At 46.3% G+C, this 23,911-nt stretch carries 21 protein-coding genes; 8 read left to right on the top strand and 13 right to left on the bottom strand.

The window, feature by feature from the left end:
* Positions 1–117: 117 nt before the first annotated feature.
* Positions 118–1,698: a glutamine/gamma-aminobutyrate antiporter GadC gene (gene gadC, locus BHV83_RS15685; protein WP_005633853.1), complete on the top strand. Its 1,581-nt coding sequence runs from the start codon at positions 118–120 to the stop codon at positions 1,696–1,698.
* A 437-nt stretch (positions 1,699–2,135) separates the two neighbouring features.
* Here the strand turns inward: gadC and BHV83_RS15680 are convergent, their stop codons facing one another.
* Positions 2,136–3,092 carry a fimbrillin family protein gene (locus BHV83_RS15680; RefSeq protein WP_122205674.1) on the bottom strand — a complete coding sequence of 319 codons (957 nt, stop codon included), beginning with the start codon at positions 3,090–3,092 and terminating at the stop codon, positions 2,136–2,138.
* Positions 3,093–3,294: 202 nt separating this feature from the next.
* Here BHV83_RS15680 and BHV83_RS15675 point away from each other — a divergent pair, with 202 nt between their 5' ends.
* Complete coding sequence (locus BHV83_RS15675) at positions 3,295–4,413, top strand: helix-turn-helix transcriptional regulator (RefSeq protein ID WP_122205673.1); 1,119 nt, start codon at positions 3,295–3,297, stop codon at positions 4,411–4,413.
* Positions 4,414–4,437: 24 nt separating this feature from the next.
* Entirely contained in the window at positions 4,438–5,580 is a 1,143-nt protein-coding gene (locus BHV83_RS15670) for an acyltransferase (protein WP_005645146.1), read from the top strand.
* A 384-nt stretch (positions 5,581–5,964) separates the two neighbouring features.
* Here the strand turns inward: BHV83_RS15670 and BHV83_RS15665 are convergent, their stop codons facing one another.
* The 6 genes from BHV83_RS15665 to polA all read right to left on the bottom strand — a co-directional run bounded on the left by BHV83_RS15665 (position 5,965) and on the right by polA (position 13,809).
* Positions 5,965–6,888 (bottom strand): TolB family protein, encoded by a 924-nt coding sequence (locus tag BHV83_RS15665; RefSeq protein WP_046452501.1) that lies wholly within the window; start codon positions 6,886–6,888, stop codon positions 5,965–5,967.
* A gap of 38 nt (positions 6,889–6,926) precedes the next feature.
* Positions 6,927–7,184, bottom strand: coding sequence for a hypothetical protein (locus BHV83_RS15660; RefSeq protein ID WP_022321417.1), 258 nt, complete (start codon positions 7,182–7,184; stop codon positions 6,927–6,929).
* 111 nt (positions 7,185–7,295) lie between these two features.
* On the bottom strand, positions 7,296–8,711 hold the full coding sequence (locus BHV83_RS15655) for a DUF1080 domain-containing protein (RefSeq protein ID WP_286757734.1): 1,416 nt from the start codon (positions 8,709–8,711) through the stop codon (positions 7,296–7,298).
* A 21-nt stretch (positions 8,712–8,732) separates the two neighbouring features.
* Positions 8,733–9,836 carry a redox-regulated ATPase YchF gene (ychF, locus tag BHV83_RS15650; RefSeq protein ID WP_005633831.1) on the bottom strand — a complete coding sequence of 368 codons (1,104 nt, stop codon included), beginning with the start codon at positions 9,834–9,836 and terminating at the stop codon, positions 8,733–8,735.
* Positions 9,837–9,980: 144 nt separating this feature from the next.
* Positions 9,981–10,652 carry a hypothetical protein gene (locus tag BHV83_RS15645; protein WP_005633829.1) on the bottom strand — a complete coding sequence of 224 codons (672 nt, stop codon included), beginning with the start codon at positions 10,650–10,652 and terminating at the stop codon, positions 9,981–9,983.
* A 334-nt stretch (positions 10,653–10,986) separates the two neighbouring features.
* Positions 10,987–13,809: a DNA polymerase I gene (gene polA, locus BHV83_RS15640; protein ID WP_122205671.1), complete on the bottom strand. Its 2,823-nt coding sequence runs from the start codon at positions 13,807–13,809 to the stop codon at positions 10,987–10,989.
* A 99-nt stretch (positions 13,810–13,908) separates the two neighbouring features.
* Between polA and BHV83_RS15635 the strand changes: the two genes are divergently transcribed.
* Both BHV83_RS15635 and BHV83_RS15630 read left to right on the top strand, forming a co-directional pair.
* Positions 13,909–14,883, top strand: a complete 975-nt coding sequence (locus BHV83_RS15635) for a polyprenyl synthetase family protein (RefSeq protein WP_005645136.1) — start codon at positions 13,909–13,911, stop codon at positions 14,881–14,883.
* 240 nt (positions 14,884–15,123) lie between these two features.
* Positions 15,124–15,969 carry a BRO-N domain-containing protein gene (locus BHV83_RS15630; RefSeq protein WP_119215938.1) on the top strand — a complete coding sequence of 282 codons (846 nt, stop codon included), beginning with the start codon at positions 15,124–15,126 and terminating at the stop codon, positions 15,967–15,969.
* Positions 15,970–16,143: 174 nt separating this feature from the next.
* On the opposite strand, the gene deoC is transcribed toward BHV83_RS15630, so the two are convergent.
* The 5 genes from deoC to mnmG all read right to left on the bottom strand — a co-directional run bounded on the left by deoC (position 16,144) and on the right by mnmG (position 21,648).
* The gene (gene deoC / locus BHV83_RS15625; RefSeq protein ID WP_005633819.1) at positions 16,144–17,079 is read right to left on the bottom strand and encodes a deoxyribose-phosphate aldolase; all 936 of its coding nucleotides are present in this window, start codon (positions 17,077–17,079) and stop codon (positions 16,144–16,146) included.
* Positions 17,080–17,083: 4 nt separating this feature from the next.
* Entirely contained in the window at positions 17,084–17,416 is a 333-nt protein-coding gene (locus BHV83_RS15620; RefSeq protein WP_005645131.1) for a nucleotide pyrophosphohydrolase, read from the bottom strand.
* A gap of 6 nt (positions 17,417–17,422) precedes the next feature.
* Positions 17,423–17,875 carry a D-aminoacyl-tRNA deacylase gene (dtd, locus tag BHV83_RS15615; RefSeq protein WP_005633815.1) on the bottom strand — a complete coding sequence of 151 codons (453 nt, stop codon included), beginning with the start codon at positions 17,873–17,875 and terminating at the stop codon, positions 17,423–17,425.
* 4 nt (positions 17,876–17,879) lie between these two features.
* On the bottom strand, positions 17,880–19,685 hold the full coding sequence (gene uvrC, locus BHV83_RS15610) for an excinuclease ABC subunit UvrC (protein WP_122204104.1): 1,806 nt from the start codon (positions 19,683–19,685) through the stop codon (positions 17,880–17,882).
* A gap of 85 nt (positions 19,686–19,770) precedes the next feature.
* On the bottom strand, positions 19,771–21,648 hold the full coding sequence (gene mnmG, locus BHV83_RS15605) for a tRNA uridine-5-carboxymethylaminomethyl(34) synthesis enzyme MnmG (RefSeq protein ID WP_122300192.1): 1,878 nt from the start codon (positions 21,646–21,648) through the stop codon (positions 19,771–19,773).
* Between the two features lie 105 nt (positions 21,649–21,753).
* On the opposite strand from mnmG, the gene BHV83_RS15600 reads away from it, so the two are divergent.
* The 3 genes from BHV83_RS15600 (at position 21,754) to BHV83_RS15590 (ending at position 23,445) form a co-directional block, all read left to right on the top strand.
* Positions 21,754–22,251, top strand: coding sequence for a PH domain-containing protein (locus BHV83_RS15600; RefSeq protein WP_046452552.1), 498 nt, complete (start codon positions 21,754–21,756; stop codon positions 22,249–22,251).
* A gap of 99 nt (positions 22,252–22,350) precedes the next feature.
* A complete protein-coding gene (locus BHV83_RS15595) occupies positions 22,351–23,010 on the top strand; it encodes a hypothetical protein (protein ID WP_270657775.1) in 660 nt (219 codons plus the stop codon).
* 12 nt (positions 23,011–23,022) lie between these two features.
* Complete coding sequence (locus BHV83_RS15590) at positions 23,023–23,445, top strand: Riean_0653 family protein (protein ID WP_022322530.1); 423 nt, start codon at positions 23,023–23,025, stop codon at positions 23,443–23,445.
* Between the two features lie 22 nt (positions 23,446–23,467).
* Here BHV83_RS15590 and BHV83_RS15585 read toward each other — a convergent pair.
* A partial coding sequence (locus BHV83_RS15585) for a LytR/AlgR family response regulator transcription factor (protein ID WP_286757733.1) occupies positions 23,468–23,911 on the bottom strand: 444 nt, incomplete at its 5' end.

The raw sequence follows: 23,911 nt of genomic DNA, 5'->3' as shown, positions 1-23,911 counted from the left end.
TTAACACTTGTCTGTTAATTAACCAAGTTTGACATCCTGTTGACAAACTAACACAAAAACGAGTTGTTATACTGTCAATACAAGCAAAACAAAATTCACATTTTAATAGTAAAATTCATGGCAAATATTGGAAAAGCAGTAAAACTTGGAGTATTTACTCTTGCGATTATGAATGTCACGGCAGTCGTCTCGCTCCGCGGGTTGCCTGCTGAGGCTGTGTATGGACTGAGTTCAGCCTTTTATTATCTGTTTGCGGCAATCGTGTTCTTAATTCCTACCTCGTTGGTGGCAGCTGAGTTGGCTGCCATGTTCCAGGATAAACAGGGCGGGGTATTCCGATGGGTAGGAGAGGCCTATGGAAAGAAATGGGGTTTCCTGGCTATCTGGGTACAATGGATCGAGAGTACGATCTGGTATCCGACCGTATTGACTTTCGGTGCTGTATCCATCGCCTTTATTGGGATGAACGATGCGCACGATATGACGCTGGCTTCAAACAAAATGTATACGCTGGTTGTCGTATTGATTATTTACTGGCTCGCTACGTTTATCTCTTTGAAAGGTCTGAGCTGGGTAGGTAAAGTGGCTAAAGTGGGTGGCATCGTCGGTACGATCATCCCTGCTGCCTTGTTGATTATCTTAGGTATCGTGTACCTGGCTTCCGGCGGTCATTCCAACATGGACTTCCACAGCAATTTCTTCCCTGACTTTACGAAGTTCGATAACCTGGTGCTTGCTTCCAGTATCTTCCTTTTTTATGCCGGTATGGAAATGGGCGGTATTCATGTGAAAGATGTCGAAAACCCTTCCGTCAATTATCCGAAGGCCGTGTTTATCGGTGCGCTGATCACGGTGTTGATCTTCGTGTTGGGAACATTTGCATTAGGTATCATTATCCCGCAGAAGGACATTAACCTGACTCAGAGTTTGTTGGTCGGTTTTGACAACTATTTCAAGTTTATTCATGCTTCTTGGCTGTCGCCGGTTATCGCAGTTGCATTGGCTTTCGGCGTGTTGGCAGGTGTATTGACATGGGTGGCCGGTCCGTCAAAAGGTATCTTTGCCGTTGGCAAAGCCGGTTATCTGCCTCCGTTCTTCCAGAAAACAAATAAGTTGGGTGTGCAGAAAAATATCCTGCTGGTTCAGGGCTTGGCTGTTACATTCCTGAGCTTGTTGTTCGTGGTTATGCCTTCCGTACAAAGTTTCTATCAGATTTTGTCACAGTTGACAGTTATCCTTTATCTGATTATGTATATGCTGATGTTCTCTGGTGCAATCGCATTGCGTTATCGGATGAAGAAAGCCGGTCGTCCGTTCCGTATCGGTAAGAGTGGCAACGGTCTGATGTGGTTTATCGGCGGCCTTGGTTTTTGCGGTTCATTGCTTGCCTTCGTACTGAGTTTTATTCCGCCCAGTCAAATTTCTACAGGTAACAATACCGTTTGGTTTGCCGTGCTGATTATCGGCGCTATCGTGGTGGTAGCCGCTCCGTTCATTATCTATGCTGCCAAAAAACCATCTTGGGTGGACCCGAATACTGCCTTTGAACCGTTCCATTGGGAAGTCGACAAACAGGTAGAAGGAACTGCTGCGACTGCTACAAATATAGCTTCTGAAACAACGTCCTCCGCTTCTAAAACATCGGATCGCAACACTGTAACCGGCATATCTTCTTCCGGAACGTCAGGCAAGATCTAACCGTCAGGCTTGCTCCGGCCTAAGCTGGTGAGCGTTAAGGGCAGAGACCGGAGTGAGAGATAAATTATTATTTTCCTGAAAATATTATTGATTATAGAATGAAACAAGGGTAGTTCACAATGTATGGACTGCCCTTGTTTATTTAAGAGACTAGTATCAGGAGATGTGAGTGCTCAAACAGTTACATATTGGGGGTTCCGTAGCTTGACGAGTGCATGGGATATGATACATTCAGTTACAAGTTCATCATGCATAAATATTTTTGTAAATGAGAAGTGAGATGAAAAGCGGCCCCGTCCTGGTTAAATTTGAATAGAGGTGTGTTGTTGGCGATAAGTTGAGAAGGGATAAAATGGGCGGGGCGCTTTCATATGTCTTTTGAGTGGCGATATTCGGCTGTTACACCTGACATAACCGAACATAAAATAAAACTTACATTACAGAATAGTATTTTCCATATTCCCTTCAACAGGAAGCCATTCGCTGGTACTTATATTTTCGAGTGTGATGTCTTTACCGTTGAAAAGAAGGTTGTAGATATATCTTTTTCCTTTTTCCCACTTCGTATTGGCGGGAATTTTATATTTGAATGTCGTTTCGTTGATGATGAAGAGCACTTCCACATCTCCGTCTGTTCTGATACGCGATGTGGGGATTACCATTAGTTGTTGCGGCTCGTCCGGTATCTTTTTCAACATGCGCGGAGTATTCAGTTTCAGTCGGGTAGAGGCATTTGTCCCGGCACATCCGCCGATATTTCCGGTTTTAATGTTCATCTTACCCCTGAAGCAAAGAGCTGTACCGCCGGCTTTGTTTCCGATCTGTATCGCATGGAGTAGGAAGCAGCCTTCTGCTTCCGGTGTCATTCGCAGTTGGAAGCTCAGGAGCGAAAGCGTATGATTCATGTTAAGCAACGCGACTGGGGAAATCTGGTTGACCGCTCGTTGCCCGCTGGCCTGTATCCCGTACATGTAATCTTTCGTCAGGGAAGCGTCTGGCGATATGCGGACCGGGATATTCTCCGGGTCGAAATTAACCTGCGACTGATACGGGTAATAGGCATAAACAGTGACTGGTTCCTCGTTCAGATAAATATCGGGTGACTGGCGCCAGTTCAGCTTGTTGTTTACCAGAAAGGCTTCAGCCCGCACGTTTTTGTAATCCGGATTACTATCGTAGATGTTGCCGGTACTTTCCGAGACGACATGCAACCCGATGACCGATCCTCTTGTAAATTCTTGCATAAAATTAGGAGACTTTGTTGTCAGCACCTTTGTTATTATTCTTAAAGGTTGCTCTTTCATGCCTAAATTTTCAATGAGCCCCGGATCGTAGTCGTTTGTGCAACTAAAAATACTAACCGCCGTTATCATAAATAGTAGTAATTTATTCATTCTTTGTATTATTTTTGTGAAGTGATTGCAGGTACAAAGATCAGTCAGTTTGGAGAGGTAGAGGGTGCATTCGGTATAAAACCACGATGAAATCGTATAAAACCACGAGGCGCAAATTATCTACAGGCATCAAATTGTCTACTAATGGTTCAGATCAACTATTTAATGCTTCAATTTGTTTACTTGATACGAGGGATATATTATGTTGGACAAAATTCAGTTTTTATTAAGCTTACAGATCATCGGATTCTGTATCTTCGGCGGAGCTACCCTATTGCTCCGAGCCGATGATAACCGGGCGAAAAGGATATTAGGGTGGGGTATGTTTTTGTGGGCTTTTCTGGCTGCCATAAGGTTGTCTGTGAACCTTTACCTGCATAAACCGAAAGAGGCTTTCCATCCGGATATATTGATTATGGGCGCTTTGGTAACGGCAACGCTTGCTTGTTATGTGATTGAGGTCTTACGGCCCGGGTTTCTTACCTGCAAACGTTTTTTCTTATTTATCAGTCCGGTTGTTTTTGGTGGACTGGCTTACCTGACTTATCGTTTGTCGGGAGGTGAAATTCATACCTACTATTCAATAAGGGAGGTTTTCGAATACTTGAATATGGATGTTTTGCTTCGTATGACAGTCTTTCTGCTGACTTTGTTTTATATGATTCTGCCCGTTTATCTGATAGCAAGGTACAGTAAAGACTTCAATGTTTTTTTAGCAGAGAATGTTTCCGATCCGGAAGAATATGATTTGGAATGGTTAAGGAAAACCATGATAATTTTGATTGTTCTGTATGGTTTCTATCTTGTCTTATTGCTGACCAATACACCATTGATGTATGTGATCGACAAAACAGTCCTGTTGTTCGTTTGGTATTATTTCTTTTATAAGGCGCTATTTCTGAAGGTAGTTGTTTTGGAGCATTCTTTTAAAAGCGGATGGGATCTTCCGTATCAAGAGGACGACAATGACGATGATGAACACAGGGTTTTCAGTAAACGCTATGCAGAGGAAGTAAGTGCATGGTTTGAAAGAGAAAAACCGTATCTTCGCGAAGATTTACGTCTGACGGATTTGCAACGGATCTTCCCTATCAGCCGTTCTTATCTTTCCCAATTGTTTAACCGGGAGTTGGGACAATCGTTCTCCGATTATGTCAACCAGTTCCGGATCGAGGAAAGCAAGCGCTTGATGGATGCCGAGCCGAATGCCAGTATACAGGAGATTGCCGAACGTTCCGGATTCCATTCGATCAGTACGTTCCGGCGGGCTTTCCAGAAGTGTACGGGCATGATCCCGTCGGAGTATAAGAATAACAAATAAATACATAACGATCTTTATTCTATCATGGACACTGTTCAAACTACTACTGCCAGACCGCATATTGTCTGGCTGGATGTTCTTCGTCTTGTCGCCATCTTGATGGTGATTGCCATCCATTGCACTGATCCGTTTAACGCTTCGCCTGAATCGCGTGCCAATCCGGAGTTCAATTTCTGGGGTTCTGTTTATGGCTCCATGCTGCGTGCCAGTGTGCCGCTTTTTGTGATGATGACCGGATTTCTTTTGTTGCCGGTCAGGCAAGAGGCTTCTGCCTTTTATAAGAAACGCATTCCACGTGTGTTGTTTCCATTTCTGATCTGGTCTGTTTTGTTTGATCTGGCGCCCTGGTTCATCCAGTGGATAGGAGGCAGCCCGGAACTGGTGACGGACTTTTTCCCTTGGGAACCGAACCCTTCGGCCTCGTTTGTAGAGGCGCTGAAGACGATCGCTTTGATCCCTGTAACCTTTACGGTCTATGCGACGCCAATGTGGTATATCTATGTGCTGATAGGACTTTATCTGTATATGCCGGTCTTTTCCGCATGGGTGGAAAAGGCGTCGGATAAGGCGAAGCGTATGTTTCTGGCGTTTTGGTTTATTTCGTTGTTTATCCCTTATCTGACGGAGTTTGTTTCGCATTACCAGTTCGGAACTTGCTCATGGAATTCATTCGGTCTATTTTATTATTTTGCCGGTTTCAACGGCTATTTGCTGTTAGGACATTATTTAGGGAAAAGAACGGATTGGTCGCTTGGCAAGACTTTCTCAGTGACGGTTCCGCTGTTTTTAGTTGGCTATTTTATTACATTAGCCGGTTTTCGCTATATGACATCCGATCCGAACGTGAGCGAGGAGGGGATGGAGTTGTTCTTTACTTATTGTTCGCCTAACGCATTGTTGATGACGGCTGCCGTTTTCTTGTTGGTACGGAAAGTACGGATTACTTCGCCGGTTATTTGCCGTGCCCTTGCCAATCTGACCAAATGTGGTTTTGGCTTGTATTGCGTGCATTATTTCTTTGTCGGCCCTTCCTATATGTTCGCGCAGTGGATTGGAACACCTATTCCGGCCTTGGTTCCTGTTTCGACCATTCTTACCTTTATTTGTTCATGGTCATTTACTTATCTGGTGAGTAAGTTGCCACATGCGAAATATATCATAGGCTAAGGTGCTTTTTTATTGTTCGGCTGTTTGTACAAATGATGTTAAATAGACATTTTGAGGTGAATAACGTATCTGTTTTACCTCTATTTTTGTGTTGTAAAACATAATTATGCAATACTAATGCGGGTGTGTTTTGCATGAGTCGTTTTAAACAAAAAGAGAGAAGCTATGAAGAAGTTTTTTAGAAAGTGCCTCAGATGCCTTGAAATATTAGGTGAATATGGAATGCAGAAATATGGTATGAAATAAGAGGTAAATGTGTGTTTGGTAGGGAATGTCGGTACGGCATTCCTTTTTTTATTAGAAATGATGTTTTTCTATATAATGTAAAAGCTTGGCGGTGCGTTAAGCGTGGGGGTAGAATAGTTTTGACACCGCCAAGAATGCTTATTTGGATGAAGGAGAGGAGAGGCGGTAACTGACGAATGCGACGCGCCTACTATCCGGAGCCCAGGAATTGACATTGATTGTGCCCTGTCCTCCGAATAACTTGACTAATGTTTTTGGCTTTCCTCCTGTGGCTGGCATAATCCTAAGTTCAACGTTCTTATTGGGAAGATGCTGCCCCGGTTCCAGATCTCCTTTATAATAAGTGATAAAGATAACGGATTTACCGTCAGGCGAGACATGAGGAAACCAGGAATTGCGGGTTTCGTCAAACGTCATCTGGGTTTGTTCGGAGCCGTCTTTCTTCATTCTCCATACTTGCATCAAACCCGTGCGTACGGAATTGAACCAGATATATTCTCCGCAAGGGGAATATTCGGGACCATCGTCCAATCCTTCTGCTGTCGTCAGCTGTCTTTCTTCTCCTCCTTCAACTGGAATAATGTAAATGTCATAATTGCCTTTCCGGTCGGCACAATAGGCAAGTTGCCGTCCATCCGGGCTCCATCCGTGTAGGTAGCTAGGAGCAATCGGGGTGATCAAGCGAGGTGTCCCTCCTTGCATCGGGAGGGTATAGATGCGTGATTTGCCGTCTTCTTTCGTCCCGTGGCTGATAGCTATCTGCTTGCCGTCGGCAGCTATGACATGGTCGTTGTTGCATCGGGTGGCAAAGCCAGTGTTTATCATTTCAGGTTCGCCGGGCGAATCGGGGGAGAGTTTGTACAGTTTTCCCCCGCTATTATACACGAGCCACTGGCCGTCGGGTGTCCAGTTTGGAGCTTCGACACGGTAGGGGAATTCTTTGACTACGGTGCGCCTGCCGTTTGTTACGTCCAGTACTTCCAATATGCTGGTTACGTCGTTTTGTTGGGCGGATGCGAGCGACGTGAAAGCCGCTAAGAGAATCATACAACAGGTTTTCATAATGATTGAGAATTAATATGCGCTGAAAGATACTAAAATTAGCCGGGACGATAATGGCCGTAAGGGATTAATTTTTTCTTTTCCTTGGTTTTCTTTAGGTAGCATTGATCCAGGAGCAGGGTGCGGTTTACTATTTTGTGCACTACCCTGAAATTGTGGTCTATCAAGATAATGCCTCTTGTCCGGGCGCTTTCGGTGATGTGCATACGTATTTCTTCTGCAGCAATAGGAGAGGCGTTGAACGGTTCGTCCAGCAGGAGATGGCCAGCTTTGCTGTAGAGGATAAGTTTGGTCACTTTCTAATATTCCATAGAATGTGATAGGAGTATCTATAAAACAACAGGTGTGCTGTTGATTAAGTATAGACAGCGCACCTGAAAATGAAAATTATTTGTAAAGAGAAGATTTTACCACTTATTATACAGCACCACTTCGCGAGTACCGCGTACGCTCATAGTCGGAAACCAGAGATCTTCTGCTGTCAGACCGCATTCGTCGACGGCTTGCAGGCAATATTCCAGTTTGCCGAAATCGGCATCGACATTGTTCGTCCCAAAGGTGAACTTGATTCCACGCTCTTTCGCTTTGCGGATGATGTCGAAGCTTGGAATTTTGTAGCGTGCGTTGATTTCGAGTGCAATGTTATGTTTTTTCAATACATCCAGGACGCGGTCGATACGCTCATCGGTCCAGTATTTGGCATACTCTGCATTCAACTCTTCCGGCAGGAAGGTAGGATTGGCATAGATGTCGGCCGGCTCATTGGTAAGGATCTTGACGGTCTGGTCCACCAAGTTATCCATATATTGTTCTTTGGTAACACCGTCGTAGTGTACCTCTTCGGGGCGGTATATCCTTGACAGACGTCCTTTATGGTCCACAATGGTCATTCCGTCGGTAAAGAGATAATCGAATACGCCTAAAGCCTTCTGAGAGAAGGTGGCTGTCCACTTACGGCCTTCACCTTGCACACCGCGCAGGAATGGCATGTCTTTTACTTCGTTGTAGTATTCGTACACTTCCTTGTCATCGGCAAGCATACGGCCTACGCCGCCCTCACCGGCATTGGGAGCCACACCGTAGTTGATACCGTAGTTCATTGACATGGCGTGCGCCATCTCCTTCGTCAGGCCGCCTTTCAAATGCACGTGGTAATCTATCACGGGGAAGTTTTGCTGCTGGAAACGGATCACAGCATCGTTCTGTTCGTCTATCCGTGGCATTGTATCTGCCTCATTGACCACGTCTTTTTTCAAGCGGGTCATGTTGAGGTTACGAAAGGCTACATCACCGCTCATACCTTTTAGTGCAATAGAACCGCGGCTGAGCAAGCGCCCGGCATACTCTTTTGTACGATAGGGGTGTTCGGGTTCGGTATAGCATACTACTACCGTATCGTTTATGGCAATCATTATGTTATGCCCGCGTACAGCAATTTCAAAGTCGAACCACTTCCCGTCTTCAGCTAATGAACGGTAGAGGTTACGCACGGATGTGAGGCTGCCGCTTTTACGTGTGCCGTCGATGGCTCCGTTCCGGAATGCTACCTCATAGCCTGATTTCCCGTCGGTATGATGGAACAACAAGGCCGCTTCCGCATTTTCTCCGGTGAGAGCTTGCCCGGTAAGTATAAAGTTCTCATATTCTCCTTCAGCAAACCAGGTCGATCCGGCTGTCACGGTTATTTCATTACCGTCGGCAGTTCCCATTTCGGGACTGCTGAAACGGTCTAATGGTTCTGCAACGTTGTATCGTATGCAGCTGGTAAGCCCTAAGATACTTATCAAGGCCACTATTAATGCTGTACTGGTTTTATCAATCATAATGTATTTTGTTTTAGGTAATTACACATTAAAGCGGAAATGCATGATATCGCCGTCCTGAACGATATATTCTTTTCCCTCGACACTCATCTTTCCGGCTTCTTTTACAGCAGATTCCGAACCGTAGGAAATATAATCCTCATATTTGATGACTTCGGCGCGGATAAAGCCTTTTTCGAAGTCGGTATGGATCACACCGGCACATTGCGGGGCTTTCCATCCTTTATGGAAAGTCCAGGCACGACATTCGTCGGGACCGGCGGTCAGGAATGTTTGCAGGTTCAGGAGTTTGTAAGCGGACTTGATCAGGCGGGCAACGCCGGATTCTTCCAAACCGATCTCCTGTAAGAACATCTGGCGTTCTTCGTAGGTGTCGAATTCGGCAATCTCGCTTTCGATCTTGGCCGCTACGACCAATATTTCAGCTCCTTCGTCTTTTACGGCTTCGCGGACAGCATCCACATATTTATTACCGTTGACTGCGCTTGCTTCATCTACGTTACAGACATACATTACCGGTTTGTCGGTCAACAGGAATAGATCGTGTGCGATCTTCTGTTCGTCTTTCGTATCGAAAGAAACGGTGCGGGCACTTTTACCCTGTTCCAGTGCTTCCTTATATTTGCAAAGTACTTCGTAAGCGATTTTAGCCTGCTTGTCACCGCCTGTCTGAGCCTGTTTCTGCACTTTGGCAATACGGCTGTCAATGGTTTCCAAGTCTTTGATCTGCAATTCGGTGTCAATGATTTCCTTGTCGCGAACCGGATCGACACGGCCGTCCACATGAACAATATTGTCGTCATCGAAGCAACGCAGTACATGCAGGATTGCATCTGTTTCGCGAATATTGGCAAGGAATTTGTTTCCCAGCCCTTCTCCTTTGCTGGCGCCTTTTACAAGGCCGGCGATGTCTACGATTTCCACCGTAGTAGGGATAACACGCTGGGGATGTTCGATTTCTGCCAGTTTGTTCAAACGTTCGTCCGGTACGGTGATCACGCCGACATTCGGTTCGATCGTACAGAACGGGAAGTTAGCAGACTGTGCTTTTGCATTCGATAAGCAATTGAAAAGAGTAGACTTTCCTACGTTGGGAAGTCCTACGATGCCACATTGTAATGCCATTCTATTTTGTTGTTATGATTTATTCAAACTTTGTTTCCAGACTGCAAAGATATACAATCTTTTGTATTTATGTTGCCGGATACAGGCGAACCGGATATAGAAAATATTGTTTGGGCGAATAAGCGGGAGAGGAATTTGAGTCTTTTAATAATCCAGTATGGCCCGAACCTGCCGCTTTTCCTTTTTGGGGCATATAGCGAGGCGGCTGTTTGCCATATTGAATGCTACTCCCAGATCGATCACGCTGTTGTCTTTGCACCAGTATTCCTCGTCGTATAAAAAAGTTCCTTGATACTTGGCGAGGAACATGTTGAATTCCCGTTGCCTGGTGTGCAGTAATACCAGATTGAGCATATCCGGCAGATGCCAGTTGTCTAAGGTCCCTTCGGAAATGGACTCGCAATAGATCAAGGCATCGAAATAATCGAGTGTCTGTTCCCGTATCTCCATTACCGAACCTTTATAAGGGGCTATATCGGGTTCTATATGCTGACCGGGAGAATCTGCCCCAGCCTGTATGATCACGCCGTTTGCATAGAGATCTCCGACAGCCGGAACCCGGAAAGGGGGAAGATGGATACCTTGCGCGATCTTATATCCTTTTTCGGGGTAATAGTAAGTGAAATGGCTCAGTGATGTCGTGAGGCGGATGGAACGGATGTGGCTGGCTTCATCCGGGATAGCGATTGAAATACCCCGATTCAGTATCTCTGTATCCGGTGTTATGTAACGATACAAGGGGAACTGTCCGGATGTGAATTCGAACGCTGCTTTTTGTACGGATACTGGAAGATTGTCAGGGAATATGAAATACATAATTTTCCAATTGCTCCATCTGTCCCCCTAAGACGGAAAATATAATAAAAGCGTGGGAACTGCCATCTATCCAAGCAAGAGGTATCGCCAAACACCTATCCAGCAGATAGACAACAGCCCACGCTTGATGTTTATATATTATGTATATATATACAAAAAACGTGAGGCAATTGTTGTCTACTGTCCTTGCTGGATGAAAAATTGGCGATTTTCTTGCTTAAGGACAATATGATAACGCTTCTGTTTTACTATGTGATATTGCAACTCCTTGCAATAAATTTCACGACAAAGATAGTGTATAAATGCTGTGATTTATAAACTTTATGTGTTTTTGTTAATGCGCTTCCAGCCAGTTTACCCCTTCACCGCAGTCGGCGATCAAGGGAACTTGCAGTTTGATTGCATTTTCCATTTCATCCAACACGATTTGTTTCACTTTTTCCAATTCGTCTTTGTAGACGTTAAAGTTCAATTCATCGTGTACCTGCAGGATCATCTTGCTCCTCAGACCTTCGGTTTCGAAACGGTTGAAGATGCGAACCATGGCAACTTTGATGATGTCGGCTGCACTGCCCTGGATCGGAGCGTTGATCGCGTTTCGTTCGGCATATCCCCGTACGATCGCGTTATGGGAGTTGATATCCGGCAGGAAACGTTTGCGCTTGTAGATCGTCTCTACATATCCTTTTTCTTTCGCCACCTCGATGCTTTCGTCCATGTATGCACGGATGTCCGGATAGGTTTTGAAGTATCCTTCGATCAACTCTTTTGACTCTGCGCGTGGGATGCTCAGCCGTTCGGCCAACCCGAAAACAGAGATTCCGTAGATAATGCCGAAATTGGCCGTTTTCGCTTTCCGGCGCATGTCGGAAGTGACTTCTTCAACCGGAATACCGTATATCTTGGCGGCTGTGGCGGCATGAATGTCGGCTCCGCTGCGGAAGGCTTCTATCATGTGGGCATCCTGGCTCAGATGGGCCATGATGCGAAGTTCGATCTGCGAATAGTCGGCGGAGAAGAAAATACAGTCTTCGTTTTCGGCTGTAAAGGCTTTCCGGATTTCACGTCCCAACTCATCGCGTACCGGAATGTTTTGCAGGTTCGGATTGGTAGAACTGAGGCGGCCGGTCGAGGTGACTGCCTGGTTGTAGGACGTGTGGATCTTGCCGGTTTCCGGGTTGATCAGTTCGGGCAGGGCGTCGATATAGGTGCTGAGCAGCTTCTTCAGCCCGCGATATTCGAGCAGCTTTCCCACGACGGGATGTTTGGAACGCATTTTTTCCAGTATTTCTTCACTCGTGCTATAGCTGCCTGTCTTCGTCTTCCTCGCTTTCTCTTCTATCTTGAGGTGATCGAAAAGGACTTCGCCGACCTGCCGGGCAGAATTGATGTTGAACTTCATTCCTGCCAGTTCGTAGATCTCTTTCTCCAACTTCTTGAGTGCGGTCGTCAGTTCCTCGGACGATTGTTTCAAGGCGACGGTGTCAAGCGTCACTCCCGTATATTCCATTTCAGCCAATACATATATTAAAGGCATCTCGATGTCATAAAAAAGCGATTCGAGTCCTTCTTTTTCCAGACAGGGGGTAAAATAGTTTTTCAGCTTGAGCGTGATGTCCGCGTCCTCGGCGGCATATTCGGCTACTTGGGCAACCGGGACGTCACGCATGGTAAGTTGTTTCCTTCCTCTCGGGCCGATCAGTTCCTCGATCCGTACCGTTGTATATTTAAGGTATGTTTCGGCGAGGTAGTCCATACCGTGACGCAGTTCGGGATTCAGAAGGTAGTGGGCGATCATCGTGTCGAATAGAGGGCCGGCTATCCGGATTCCATATTTGCGGACGACAAGGATGTCGAATTTTATATTTTGTCCGATCTTGAGAGATTTCGGATTCTGCAGGGCGGGGGAGAAATGGGCAAGAATTTTGTCGGCTTCTTCGCGGGCTGCCGGAACAGGGACGTACCAGGCCTCGTTTTCCTTCACGGCGAACGACATTCCGACCAATCCGGCCTTCAATGGATCTATACCATCTGTTTCCGTGTCAAAAGCAAAAAAATCCTGTTCGTTCAAAAACCACCCTAATTCTATTCTTTTTTCCTCTGTATCAACAAGATGATAGGTGTGATGAGTAGACTTTAAGTTCGCGAGAGTCGAATATTTGGGAACAGCCGTAGGTTCGGTCGCAAATTCTTCAAAGAGCGAGCCTTGAATTGGGCCTGCCGGAGCTGCTTTTTTTCTTGTATCGGTTTTTGCTGGCGCCGGTGCTGTTTTGGATTCCGTTTTGACTTTTTCCGGCTCTCCGCTCATTCTGTTAATAAATGTTCTGAATTCTAATTCAGTGTAAATCTCTACGAGACGTTCCTCATTCATCTTTTTACGGATGCATTTGGCAGCATCGAACCGGATCGGTACATCCGTCTTGATTGTTGCCAGGAATTTGGAGAAGCGGATCTGCTCCATGTTCTCCATGACCTTCTTTTGAAGGGAGCCTTTCAGCTTGTCGGTATTCTCCAAAAGATTTTCGATCGTTCCGAATTCGGCCAATAATTTCTGGGCGGTCTTTTCACCGACACCCGGACATCCGGGGATGTTGTCGGAACTGTCGCCCATCAGTCCTAAAAGGTCGATCACTTGGTCGACGGATGTCAGGCCGTATTTGTCCAGTACTTCGGGTACGCCCATAATCTCGTAGTCACCGCCGAAGCGGGGGCGGTACATGAATATATGTTCGGATACCAACTGGCCGTAGTCTTTGTCAGGTGTCATCATATAAACTTCGAAACCTTCTTTTTCGGCTTGCTTGGCAACCGTGCCGATAACATCGTCGGCTTCATAGCGCGGAACTTCCAGTATCGGGATGTTGTAGGCTTCTATGATGTCTTTGATGAAAGGGACCGACTTGCGGATATCTTCCGGCGTCTCTTGCCGTTGCGCCTTGTACTGTTCGTAGGCTTCGTGGCGGAAAGTCGGACCTTTCGGGTCGAAGCCTACCGCAATATGGGTCGGGGTTTCACGTTTCAGGACATCTTCCAGACTGTTGATAAAACCGAAGATGGCCGAAGTGTTCATGCCTTTGGAGTTGATACGCGGGTTCTTGATAAAAGCGTAGTAAGACCGATAAATCAATGCATATGCATCTATGAGGAATAACTTCATCTCTTTTAACACGTTTTAGTGTGACAATTGTCGGTAAATGTACGAAAAAACTCGCTTACTCGATACTTTTTGTTACTTTTGCGCATCTTAGGATCAATTATGAAGGATAGAAGTAAAATAGAACAACCGGTTGCCGTAGAGTTTAAACGTTTTAATGATGAGTTTGCTGCTTCGCTGCGAAGCGAAACGAATCGTTTGCAATCAGCTATTGACCAGATACTGAATGCGAGCGGAAAACATGTCCGCCCCTTATTAGTACTTTTGACGGCTAAAGCATGTGGGCAGGTAACGGATAATACGATCAATTCGGCTGTTCTGTTGGAACTGCTTCATACTGCCACACTGATTCATGATGATGTGATCGACGAGACAAAACAGCGTCGCGGGGTTCCTTCCTTGAATGCCATATTCGATAACCGCATTTCTGTCTTAGTGGGCGATTATGTCCTTTCCACCGCGTTGATCCGTTCTATCCAGACAGGTAATCTGCAAATCATAGGTATTGTTTCCAATCTCGGACGCGATCTTTCGGAAGGGGAGATCAAGCAGTTGGAAACAGCCGAAGAAAGCATCATCGACGAATCCTGCTATATGCAGGTGATACGGAAAAAGACGGCCATGCTGCTTTCCGCTTGTGCCGAGATCGGTTCCATTTCTGCCGGAGCATCCGGTGAGATGGTGGGAAAATGCCGTGAGTTCGGTGAATATTTAGGTTACTGTTTCCAGATCAAAGATGATATCTTCGACTACTTCAAAGAGGCGAATATCGGCAAACCGACTGGCAACGATATCCGGGAGGGAAAGGTCACGCTCCCCTTGCTGCACGCGTTGCAGACGGGTAGGAGAGAAGAGGCAGAACATTGCCTTCATATCATAAATGAAAAAGACTTTACCACAGAGAATATAGATTTGCTGATTGATTTTGCGAAAGCGAACGGGGGAATCGAATATGCTGAACAGCGTATGCAGGTATATCATGACAAAGCGGTCGAGGTTTTGATGACACTTCCTGAATCGGAAGCACGCGAAGGTTTGCTGCTGCTTGCCGATTACATCGTAGAACGCCGTAAATAGATTTTCGCGTATTTACTGTCACTCTATCACTTTTTTTCTTGCATCCTTTGTATATCAACATGTATTGAGTGTGATAGATGCCCTTTTCATCTATCACTCCTGTGTCACCCTCTATCACACTTTTCTTTTCGTTTAATACGTTATAGGTTGAAAATCAATTTGATAAATATGCCGAGGGAAAGTTAGGTTTGCTGCTTTATTGTCAGTATCTTTGCCAGATATTACTTAAAAACAGTGACTATGACAAAAAAAGAAGCGATTAAGCTCTTCGAAGAGCGTAAAGTCCGGACCGTTTGGGACGATGAACTGGAAAAATGGTACTTTTCTATTGTAGATGTAATAGGTGTGTTAACCGACAGTCCTGATCCTCGAAATTATTGGAAAGTATTGAAAAATCGGTTGAAGAAGGAGGGAAATGAAACGGTTACAAATTGTAACCAGTTGAAATTGGTTGCCGAAGATGGAAAGAAACGTCTTACCGATGTTGCCGATACCGAACAACTTTTCCGCCTGATTCAATCTGTCCCTTCTCCCAAAGCCGAACCTTTTAAAGGGTGGATGGCGCAGATTGCCAGTGAAAGAATCGATGAATTGCAGGATCCTGAATTGACGATAGATCGTGCTATGTGGGAATATAAACGTTTGGGATACTCTGACAGCTGGATCAATCAACGATTAAAAAGCATTGAGATCCGTAAGAACCTGACGGACGAATGGAAGCGTTGTGGAATGGAAGAAGGGGTACAGTTCGCTTCTTTGACCGATATTATCACAAAGACTTGGTCTGATAAGACAACGAAAGAATATAAGGCGTATAAGGGGCTTAAGAAAGAAAACCTCCGGGATAATATGACTAATACGGAGTTAATCTTGAATATGCTTGCCGAAGCTTCTACAACGGAACTTTCGCAAGTAAAGAACCCTCAAAATTTCGATGAAAACGCCTCTGTAGCGATGGAAGGCGGCAAGGTCGCCAAAGTGGCCAGGCAGCAATTGGAAAGTCAGTTGGGACGTTCTGTTGTCTCTCCCTTGAATGCGCATAGCACCTTGGAAAAACTTCCGGAAGATACAGAGAAAGATGAATAAACTGCTTATATAAACACGACGACACCCGGATGTAGGCGATCCCTGCATCCGGGTGTTCGTTTAAGGTAGATCCGGGTGTAGCAGGTGGGAACATCCGGGTGTAGCCGAATTTATGTCGTTATCTTTGGAAGAAAAGACTATGGGTTTGTGAGAAATATCCCGTTGCTTTTCTTCTTATTTTCCCAGACGGTGTTCGATGTCTTCCACCAAACTGCTGGCTCCTATGCGGAACAGGTCTTTATTCAACCAATCGTTTCCTAATACTTCCTTGACGATGGTATAGTAGCGGACAGCCTCTTCTGCCGTGCGGACACCGCCTGCAACTTTAATACCGACACGTTTTCCCGTGATGGAATGGTACTTTTTCAAGACTTGGCACATCGTGTAAACGGCTTCCGGAGTGGCTCCCGGATAACCTTTCCCTGTCGATGTCTTGATGAAGTCCGCACCGGAATAGACTGCGAGGACAGCCGCCTTCTGAATGCTTTCGGGAGTCTGGAGAGCACCTGTCTCAAGGATGACCTTCAGTTTGGCATCACGGCAGCTTTCTTTGATCTCTTGAATTTCTTCGCTAAGTTCGTCATAATTTTCTTCGAGGAAATAGCCTAAGTTCATGACAACGTCGATTTCATCGGCTCCCTGCATGACGGCCATCGCTGTCTCGGCAATCTTTATTTCCATGAAGGTCTGCGAGGAAGGGAAACCGCCTGCTACGGACGCAATCTTTACCTCCTGTGCGGAGAGGGCCTCTTTTACCGTCTCAACAAACAGGGGATAGGTGCAGATGGCGGCAACGTTGGGTACGTCGGGGCGGGTTCCTTCGAAATCGTTCACCTTGTCGACCAGTTTCCAGATGCTCTCTTTCGTGTCGATACTGGTGAGGGAAGTCAGGTCGATGAAACCGTGAATCTGCTTCAAAACGTCGGGAGTGAAGTTGTCGTTCCCATGTTTTCCGAGCAGTGTTTTTACCCGTCCGGTCACTTCTTCCGTTGTGCCGGCCGCCTCGAATTTGGCGAATGCTTGCTGGTATTTATTGGTGTGGAGATGTTCGGTGTCTTCATCATGATGGTGATGTCCGCATCCACATTCGTGATCGTGTTCGTGTACCATAATCTTATAGTTTTTTATTGTTTATATGTCGTTCTTTATCCCGGTTCGTTTTCTTTTGCAGGTTCTTTTCGAAAGCAGCAGTCAGGTCAACGCCTGTCTGGTTGGCAAGGCAAAGCAATACCCATAGGACATCGGCCATTTCATCGCCTAAATCGCGGTGTTTGTCGCTCTCCTTGAAAGATTGTTCACCATATGTGCGGGCCATGATGCGGGCCAGTTCGCCGACTTCTTCGGTCAGAATGGTCATATTCGTCAGTTCGTTGAAGTAGCGGACACCATACGTTTTGATCCAGCTGTCCACCTGCTCCTGTGCCTGTTTAAGCGTAATTTCTGCCATATCTTTTCATTCTTTGTTTTGTGAGTCGATCCAGATCGTGACAGGCCCGTCGTTCACCAGTTCCACTTTCATGTCGGCGCCGAACGTGCCGGTCTGTACTTCCTTTCCGATCTGCAGGCCCATCTCGGCGCAAAAAGCTTCGTACATCGGAATGGCTATGTCCGGTTTGGAGGCATGGATATAGGAAGGGCGGTTTCCCTTCTTTGTGGAGGCGTGCAGGGTAAACTGGCTGACCACCATCACTTCGCCTTCCGTTTCGACGACAGAACGGTTCATAACGCCGTTTTCATCGTCAAAGATGCGCAGGTTGGCAATCTTCTTGCACAACCATTCGATATCTTCCTGCGTGTCGCGGTCTTCAATACCGACCAGTACGAGCAGACCTTTCCCGATTTTGGATTTCAGCTGTCCGTCTATGGTTACGGAGGCATGCTGTACCCGTTGTATCAATGTTCTCATATCTTTATTTTAAACCATTTAATAATGCTTTTGTTTTGGCTTCTCCGATTACCTCTTTCAGTTCGTCGAAGCCGGCTTCACGTATTCGTTTTACGCTCTTAAAATGACGTAAAAGTAATACTTTTGTCTTTTCTCCGATCCCTTTTATCGTATCCAATTCGGATTTTGTCTGGCTTTTGCTGCGCTTATCCTTATGGAAAGTGATGGCGAAACGATGCACCTCGTCCTGTATTTGCGTGAAGAATTTGAACATGAAACTTTGTATCGGCATGCCGATCGTTTCGGGAGGGAAGCCGAACAGGAGTTCCGAAGTCCGGTGTTTCCCGTCTTTTGCCAACCCGGCTATCGGAATGTCCAAGTGCAGTTCGTCCTGGATCACTTCGCGTACGACTTCCATTTGCCCCTTTCCACCGTCGGTGATGATCAGGTCGGGCAGGGGAGTCTCTTCGACGATGGCACGCTGGTAGCGGCGACGTACGACCTCTTTCATGGAGGCATAGTCGTCCGGGCCGACAACCGTTTTGATGTTGTATTTCCGGTAATCTTTTTTCGATGGTTTCGCCATTTTGAAGACGACACACGCAGCTACCGCGTCGCTTCCCTGTATATTGGAATTGTCGAAACACTCGATATGAGCCGGTAATTTGGGGAGATGGAGCGTCTCCTGTATCTCTTTTAAAAGACGTGTGCTGCGTTGCTCCGGGTTCAGTTTCTCCGCCTGTTTCAGCTTGTCGACCTTATACTGCTTCACGTTCATTTCCGATAATTCCACCAGCTTCTTTTTATCTCCGCGCTGCGGAACGGTGATCGAAACGTTTTCCAGTTCTATATCCAACGGAAAAGGAACGATGATTTCGCGTGCAGTGCTTTTAAAGCGGTTGCGCATTTCGATGATCCCCAAGCTGAGCAACTCCTCTTTCGACTCGTCCAAACGCTTTTTATATTCGAATGTATAGGCTTGCACGATCGCTCCGTTGCCGATATGCAGGTAATTGATGTAGGCGGAATTCTCGTTTTCGGCCAGTGAGAATACGTCTATATTGTGGAGCATCGGGGTGACCACTGTCGATTTGGAGCGGTAATTCTCGATGACTTCATACTTTTCTTTGATCTTCTGTGCTTCTTCGAACCGCAATTCTCCTGCCAGTTTCTGCATCTCTTCATACAGATGTTTGCTTATTTGCGAGATATTCCCGCGTAGGATTTCCTTTATTTCGGAAATGTTTTGCTGGTATTCCTCCAATGTCTGCAATCCTTCACAAGGCCCTTTGCAGCGCTTGATATGGTATTCGAGGCATACCTTATACCGTCCTTTCGCAATGGATTCGGGAGTAAGAGGATATTTGCAGGTACGTAGCGGATACAGTTCTTTCAGCATTTGCAGCATGACCTTTGCCGTATAGATGGAAGGGTAGGGACCGTAATAGCGCGAACCGTCCCGTACGATATTCCGGGTTTGGAATACGCGCGGGAAATATTCGTTCTTGACAACGATGGACGGATAGGTCTTGTCGTCTTTCAATAGCACGTTGTACCGGGGACGATATTGCTTGATCAGGTTATTCTCCAAAAGAAGTGCATCCTCTTCCGTGTCGACAACAAAATATTTGATGTCTCGTATCTGCTTGACCAGGACACGTGTTTTGTTGCTGTCGTGTTCTTTGTTGAAATAGGAGGAAACGCGACGCTTCAGGTTCTTTGCTTTGCCTACATAGATGATCGTCCCCTTCTCGTCAAAGTATTGGTAGCAGCCAGGCGATTCCGGTATGACGGAAAGGATTGTTTTTATATGTTCCTCGGTTGCGCTCATTGCTTTTTGCATCTGTTTCTATCCTATTTTCAGTCTTTTACGCTATTGTTGTTAAAGTAAATGTTTCACGTGGAACATTCCACGTTTAGCGTCCCAGCATCACCAGAAGGATATTGATGTCGCTCGGTGAGATGCCCGGAATACGGCTTGCCTGGGCTATCGTGTCTGGGTCTATCCGTGTCAGTTTCTGGCGGGCTTCCGTAGACAAAGACTGGATCGCATTGTAGTCAAACTTGCCTTTGATATGGATATTTTCCAGGCGGTTTATCTTGTCGGCGATGATCTGCTCGCGGCGGATGTAGCCGCTATACTTGATTAATATTTCTGCCGCTTCGATGATCTCTTCTTTTCGTGAAACAGGGACCTTGTCCAGCTCTGTCCGGAATGCCGGAACCAGTTCCGCGATATTCTCCAAGGTGATCTGAGGACGTGGAATCAGTTCGATCAACTTGCATCCGTGTGCGAGCGGGGTAGTGCCCAACGCCTCCAGGCCACTGTTTATATATTGCGGTTTGATGGAGTAGTTTTCTGCGAAAGAAATAATCGCATCCCGGCTTACCTTTTTCTCTTTCAACAAATCGTAGCGGTCCTGCTTTGCCAAACCGAGATGATACGACTTTTCCGTCAAACGCATGTCTGCATCATCTTGGCGGAGCAGAATGCGATATTCTGCACGTGAGGTAAACATACGGTAGGGTTCGTCGACGCCTTTCGTAACAAGATCGTCGATCAGTACGCCGATGTAGGCTTCGTCGCGTCCTAAAACGAACGGATCTCCGCCGTGGCAATTGATATGTGCGTTTATGCCGGCTACCAATCCTTGTCCGCCGGCTTCCTCATATCCGGTCGTCCCGTTGATCTGTCCGGCAAAGAAGAGGTTGCGGATTTGTTTTGTTTCCAAATTATGGTGGAGCTGCGTCGGATCGAAGAAATCATATTCAATAGCATATCCCGGACGATAGATCTGTATGTCCCGGAATGCCGGTATCTGTTGCAAGGCACGTAGCTGGATATCCAACGGAAGGGAGGAGGAGAAGCCGTTCAGGTAGTATTCCTGTGTCGTTTCACCTTCCGGTTCCAGGAATAGTTGGTGTTGTGGCTTGTCCGCAAACGTTACGATTTTTGTCTCGATGCTCGGACAGTAACGTGGGCCGATGCTTTGGATTTGCCCGTTATACAACGGGGAGTCGGGGAGACCTTCGCGCAGGACTGCATGACAGGCTTCGTTGGTGAACGTTGTCCAACAGCTAAGTTGTTTCAAAACGCGGTGCGAGGTGTCCATATAAGAAAACTTATGGAAGTCGTTTTCTCCGGGCTGTTCCGCCATTTCATCGAAGTGCACGCTGCGTGCATCGATACGCACAGGTGTTCCGGTCTTCATCCGTTCGGATTTGATGCCTAATGAGACCAGTTGTTCGGTCAGTCCGGTTGCCGCCGGCTCGGCTATGCGGCCGCCTCTGATTTGTGTCCGTCCGATATGCATGAGCCCGTTCAGGAAAGTCCCGTTTGTCAGGACCACGCTTTTCGCATGGAACTCGACTCCCATATCCGTTTTTACGCCGCATACGGTATTCCCGTCGAGCAACAGTTCGCGTACGGTATCCTGCCAGATATACAGGTTCGGCAGGTTTTCCAGTATTCCCCGCCAGCATTCGATGAAACGGGCGCGGTCGCTCTGGGAGCGCGGGCTCCACATCGCCGGTCCCTTGCTTTGGTTCAGCATACGGAACTGGATGGCTGTCCGGTCCGTCACGATTCCCATATATCCGCCTAAAGCGTCGATTTCGCGGACAATCTGTCCTTTGGCTATGCCTCCGACAGCCGGATTGCAACTCATCTGCGCAATCTTGTTCATGTCCATTGTAATGAGAAGCGTCTTCGAACCCATATTGGCGGCCGCCGCTGCGGCTTCACAGCCTGCATGGCCGGCACCTACCACGATCACATCGTAATTGAAAGTCATTGTCCTAATTGTCTTTGTTTCTTTTGCAAAGATAATAGTTTGTACGGGATTTTTGTTATATTTGTGAGTCTTGGAATATCTAAGTAATACTAAAGGAATAAGAGTATGGAAACCCGGATATCTTCTTCTTCGATGGACAATGCCAATAAAATAAAAACGTCTGTCATGCTTCTGCTTTTATATGGTATCTGTATATTTCCGGCTTGGGATGGCAATCTGTCTGTTTTGTTAGGTTTGTTTGCCGTCAGTTCGATCCTTTGTATGCTTACTCGAGGATTTATGCCAAACCGTTTTATTGTGGATGGAGAAAAACTGGTGATAGATGCGTATTTTCGGAAGACGTATATAAACATAGAGGAAATCCTTTCGGCTCGCGAGGTCGACCGGCTGGATTTAGGAATAATGATCCGTTCATTTGGTGTCGGTTGGTTGTTTGGTGATCTCGGATATTTTTCTTCTACTGCTATCGGACGTGTAAAAGTTTTTGCCCGGCGTTCTGATAACCGTATTCTGATTACGACTTCCCGCCGTGGTAACTTTATCATTGCACCCGATGATCCTGAATTTATCCATTATCTGAACCAAGCGATACTTTGGAGATAGGGAGAAACAATACGACCCTATTCTATCATAACCGCCTGTGCAACGTTTGACTGGTTTTGAGCATCTTATATTTATGATTATAAGTCTAAAAGAAATGTTATGAAAAAGTATGTACTTTGGTTAGGGCTGTTGATACAGGCTGTGTCGGTTTTAGCCCAGGAGACGTCTGTCGGAAAGTCGATGTTCTCCGTTCGCGTAGGACCTTCCTGGTATTTGGGGAAAATGATCGGGATCACGAACAACTCCGATGCTTATCGGAATGATTTGCGGAATGGGATCGCCTGGGATGCCAATTATTATTTCTTGGGAGACAAATATATCTTCGGTTCGTTTAAACTCGCTCCCGGACTTATCTATCAGGGTGGGCGTTATAAAAACACTCATGACGAAAGTTCCGACAAGATCCTGATGCATTATATCGCGCCTCAGCTTGCCTTGTTTATGGTGAAGCAGAAATACAATCTGTCTTTATCGACCGGGGTGGGATATCAGCATTATAAAGATAAAAGTTTTGTGTACGGCAAGCCGCGGGATGTGTCAATGAATAAACTGGCCTATAATCTGTCGGCGGGAGGCGAGTATCGTCTTTCTCCATTGGTGGGGATTTCTGCAAAATTGAATTGGATCGTTACCTCCTCCGAGAGCTATTCGGTCAGGTATCACGGTCAGAAATGGCAGGTCGAATCTCCTGAATTGAGCGGTGGCGGAGGATGTTTCTCCCAATTATCCTTATTGTTCGGTATGAATTTACACTTTTAATCAGATACGGTTATGAGACATCTGTTATTTATCTGTTTGTTGCTGTTTTGTGTGGCCTGTGAAGAGAACGAATCGGTCGATCCGACGATCATGCCCGAAGCTACTACGACCGGGGCAAATACATTTGGTTGCTTGGTTGACGGCTGGGTGTATACAAGCGGCCGGTGGGGGATGCCTGCTGCGGAATATTTGGAGCGGGAAGAGGGTTCCAGCGTGACGGTTTCGGCGCAGGTCGGTCTCGGTTCGTATATCCGTTTTACGATTGCCGATCCCAAGGAGGGAGAAACGCTTCCTTATGTGAATCTCTCTTTTGAAAATCAAAATATGGAAGATGGCAAGGTCTACATCTCCCGTATGTCGGACGGCGTGTTCAGCGGCACTTTCGAGGGAGGACGCATTACGGAAGGCCGTTTCGATTTGAAATATAAGGAATGAGCAGTTATTTAGATGGCTTGGTTTATAATTGTTTTAATACTTCCATCACATAGTTTCGCCGTTGGCGGGAAATGCTGACCGAGGCTCCGTCCTTCATGCGTATATATCCACCGTCGCTCTTGATGAAACTTTTGATTTCATCCAGGTTGATCAGATGTGATTGGTGGACGCGAAGGAAATGGTAAGGGGCCAGTAGTTCGTCGAACTCCTTGAGTGTCTTCGATACGATCAGTTTTTCTCCCGATTTCAAATAGAAAGTTGTGTAGTTGCTTTCGGATTCGCAACGGATGATGGAACCGATTTCTACAAACTCTATCTTATCGGCGACTGACAGGGCTATTTTCTTTTGTTTGTCCAATGCTTGCGTGTTTTGCAGGAGGTTCTGCATCCGTTTGTTCTCCTGTTTCCGAAGGACGACCTGGACCGCCTTGTCTACGGCATGCGTCAGTTCTTCCGGGTCGATAGG

The organism is Parabacteroides sp. merdae-related_45_40, from assembly GCF_001915675.1.
Note: the sequence above shows the minus strand (reverse complement) of the source record. Positions and strands in the feature narration are given on the sequence as shown.

Excerpts from the sequence above, each read along its gene's own strand:
- gadC (WP_005633853.1), top strand. The coding sequence starts at position 118 with ATGGCAAATATTGGAAAAGCAGTAAAACTTGGAGTATTTACTCTTGCG.
- BHV83_RS15680 (WP_122205674.1), bottom strand. The coding sequence starts at position 3,092 with ATGAATAAATTACTACTATTTATGATAACGGCGGTTAGTATTTTTAGT.
- BHV83_RS15675 (WP_122205673.1), top strand. The coding sequence starts at position 3,295 with ATGTTGGACAAAATTCAGTTTTTATTAAGCTTACAGATCATCGGATTC.
- BHV83_RS15670 (WP_005645146.1), top strand. The coding sequence starts at position 4,438 with ATGGACACTGTTCAAACTACTACTGCCAGACCGCATATTGTCTGGCTG.
- BHV83_RS15665 (WP_046452501.1), bottom strand. The coding sequence starts at position 6,888 with ATGAAAACCTGTTGTATGATTCTCTTAGCGGCTTTCACGTCGCTCGCA.
- BHV83_RS15655 (WP_286757734.1), bottom strand. The coding sequence starts at position 8,711 with ATGATTGATAAAACCAGTACAGCATTAATAGTGGCCTTGATAAGTATC.
- ychF (WP_005633831.1), bottom strand. The coding sequence starts at position 9,836 with ATGGCATTACAATGTGGCATCGTAGGACTTCCCAACGTAGGAAAGTCT.
- BHV83_RS15645 (WP_005633829.1), bottom strand. The coding sequence starts at position 10,652 with ATGTATTTCATATTCCCTGACAATCTTCCAGTATCCGTACAAAAAGCA.
- polA (WP_122205671.1), bottom strand. The coding sequence starts at position 13,809 with ATGAAGTTATTCCTCATAGATGCATATGCATTGATTTATCGGTCTTAC.
- BHV83_RS15635 (WP_005645136.1), top strand. The coding sequence starts at position 13,909 with ATGAAGGATAGAAGTAAAATAGAACAACCGGTTGCCGTAGAGTTTAAA.
- BHV83_RS15630 (WP_119215938.1), top strand. The coding sequence starts at position 15,124 with ATGACAAAAAAAGAAGCGATTAAGCTCTTCGAAGAGCGTAAAGTCCGG.
- deoC (WP_005633819.1), bottom strand. The coding sequence starts at position 17,079 with ATGGTACACGAACACGATCACGAATGTGGATGCGGACATCACCATCAT.
- BHV83_RS15620 (WP_005645131.1), bottom strand. The coding sequence starts at position 17,416 with ATGGCAGAAATTACGCTTAAACAGGCACAGGAGCAGGTGGACAGCTGG.
- dtd (WP_005633815.1), bottom strand. The coding sequence starts at position 17,875 with ATGAGAACATTGATACAACGGGTACAGCATGCCTCCGTAACCATAGAC.
- uvrC (WP_122204104.1), bottom strand. The coding sequence starts at position 19,685 with ATGAGCGCAACCGAGGAACATATAAAAACAATCCTTTCCGTCATACCG.
- mnmG (WP_122300192.1), bottom strand. The coding sequence starts at position 21,648 with ATGACTTTCAATTACGATGTGATCGTGGTAGGTGCCGGCCATGCAGGC.
- BHV83_RS15600 (WP_046452552.1), top strand. The coding sequence starts at position 21,754 with ATGGAAACCCGGATATCTTCTTCTTCGATGGACAATGCCAATAAAATA.
- BHV83_RS15595 (WP_270657775.1), top strand. The coding sequence starts at position 22,351 with ATGAAAAAGTATGTACTTTGGTTAGGGCTGTTGATACAGGCTGTGTCG.
- BHV83_RS15590 (WP_022322530.1), top strand. The coding sequence starts at position 23,023 with ATGAGACATCTGTTATTTATCTGTTTGTTGCTGTTTTGTGTGGCCTGT.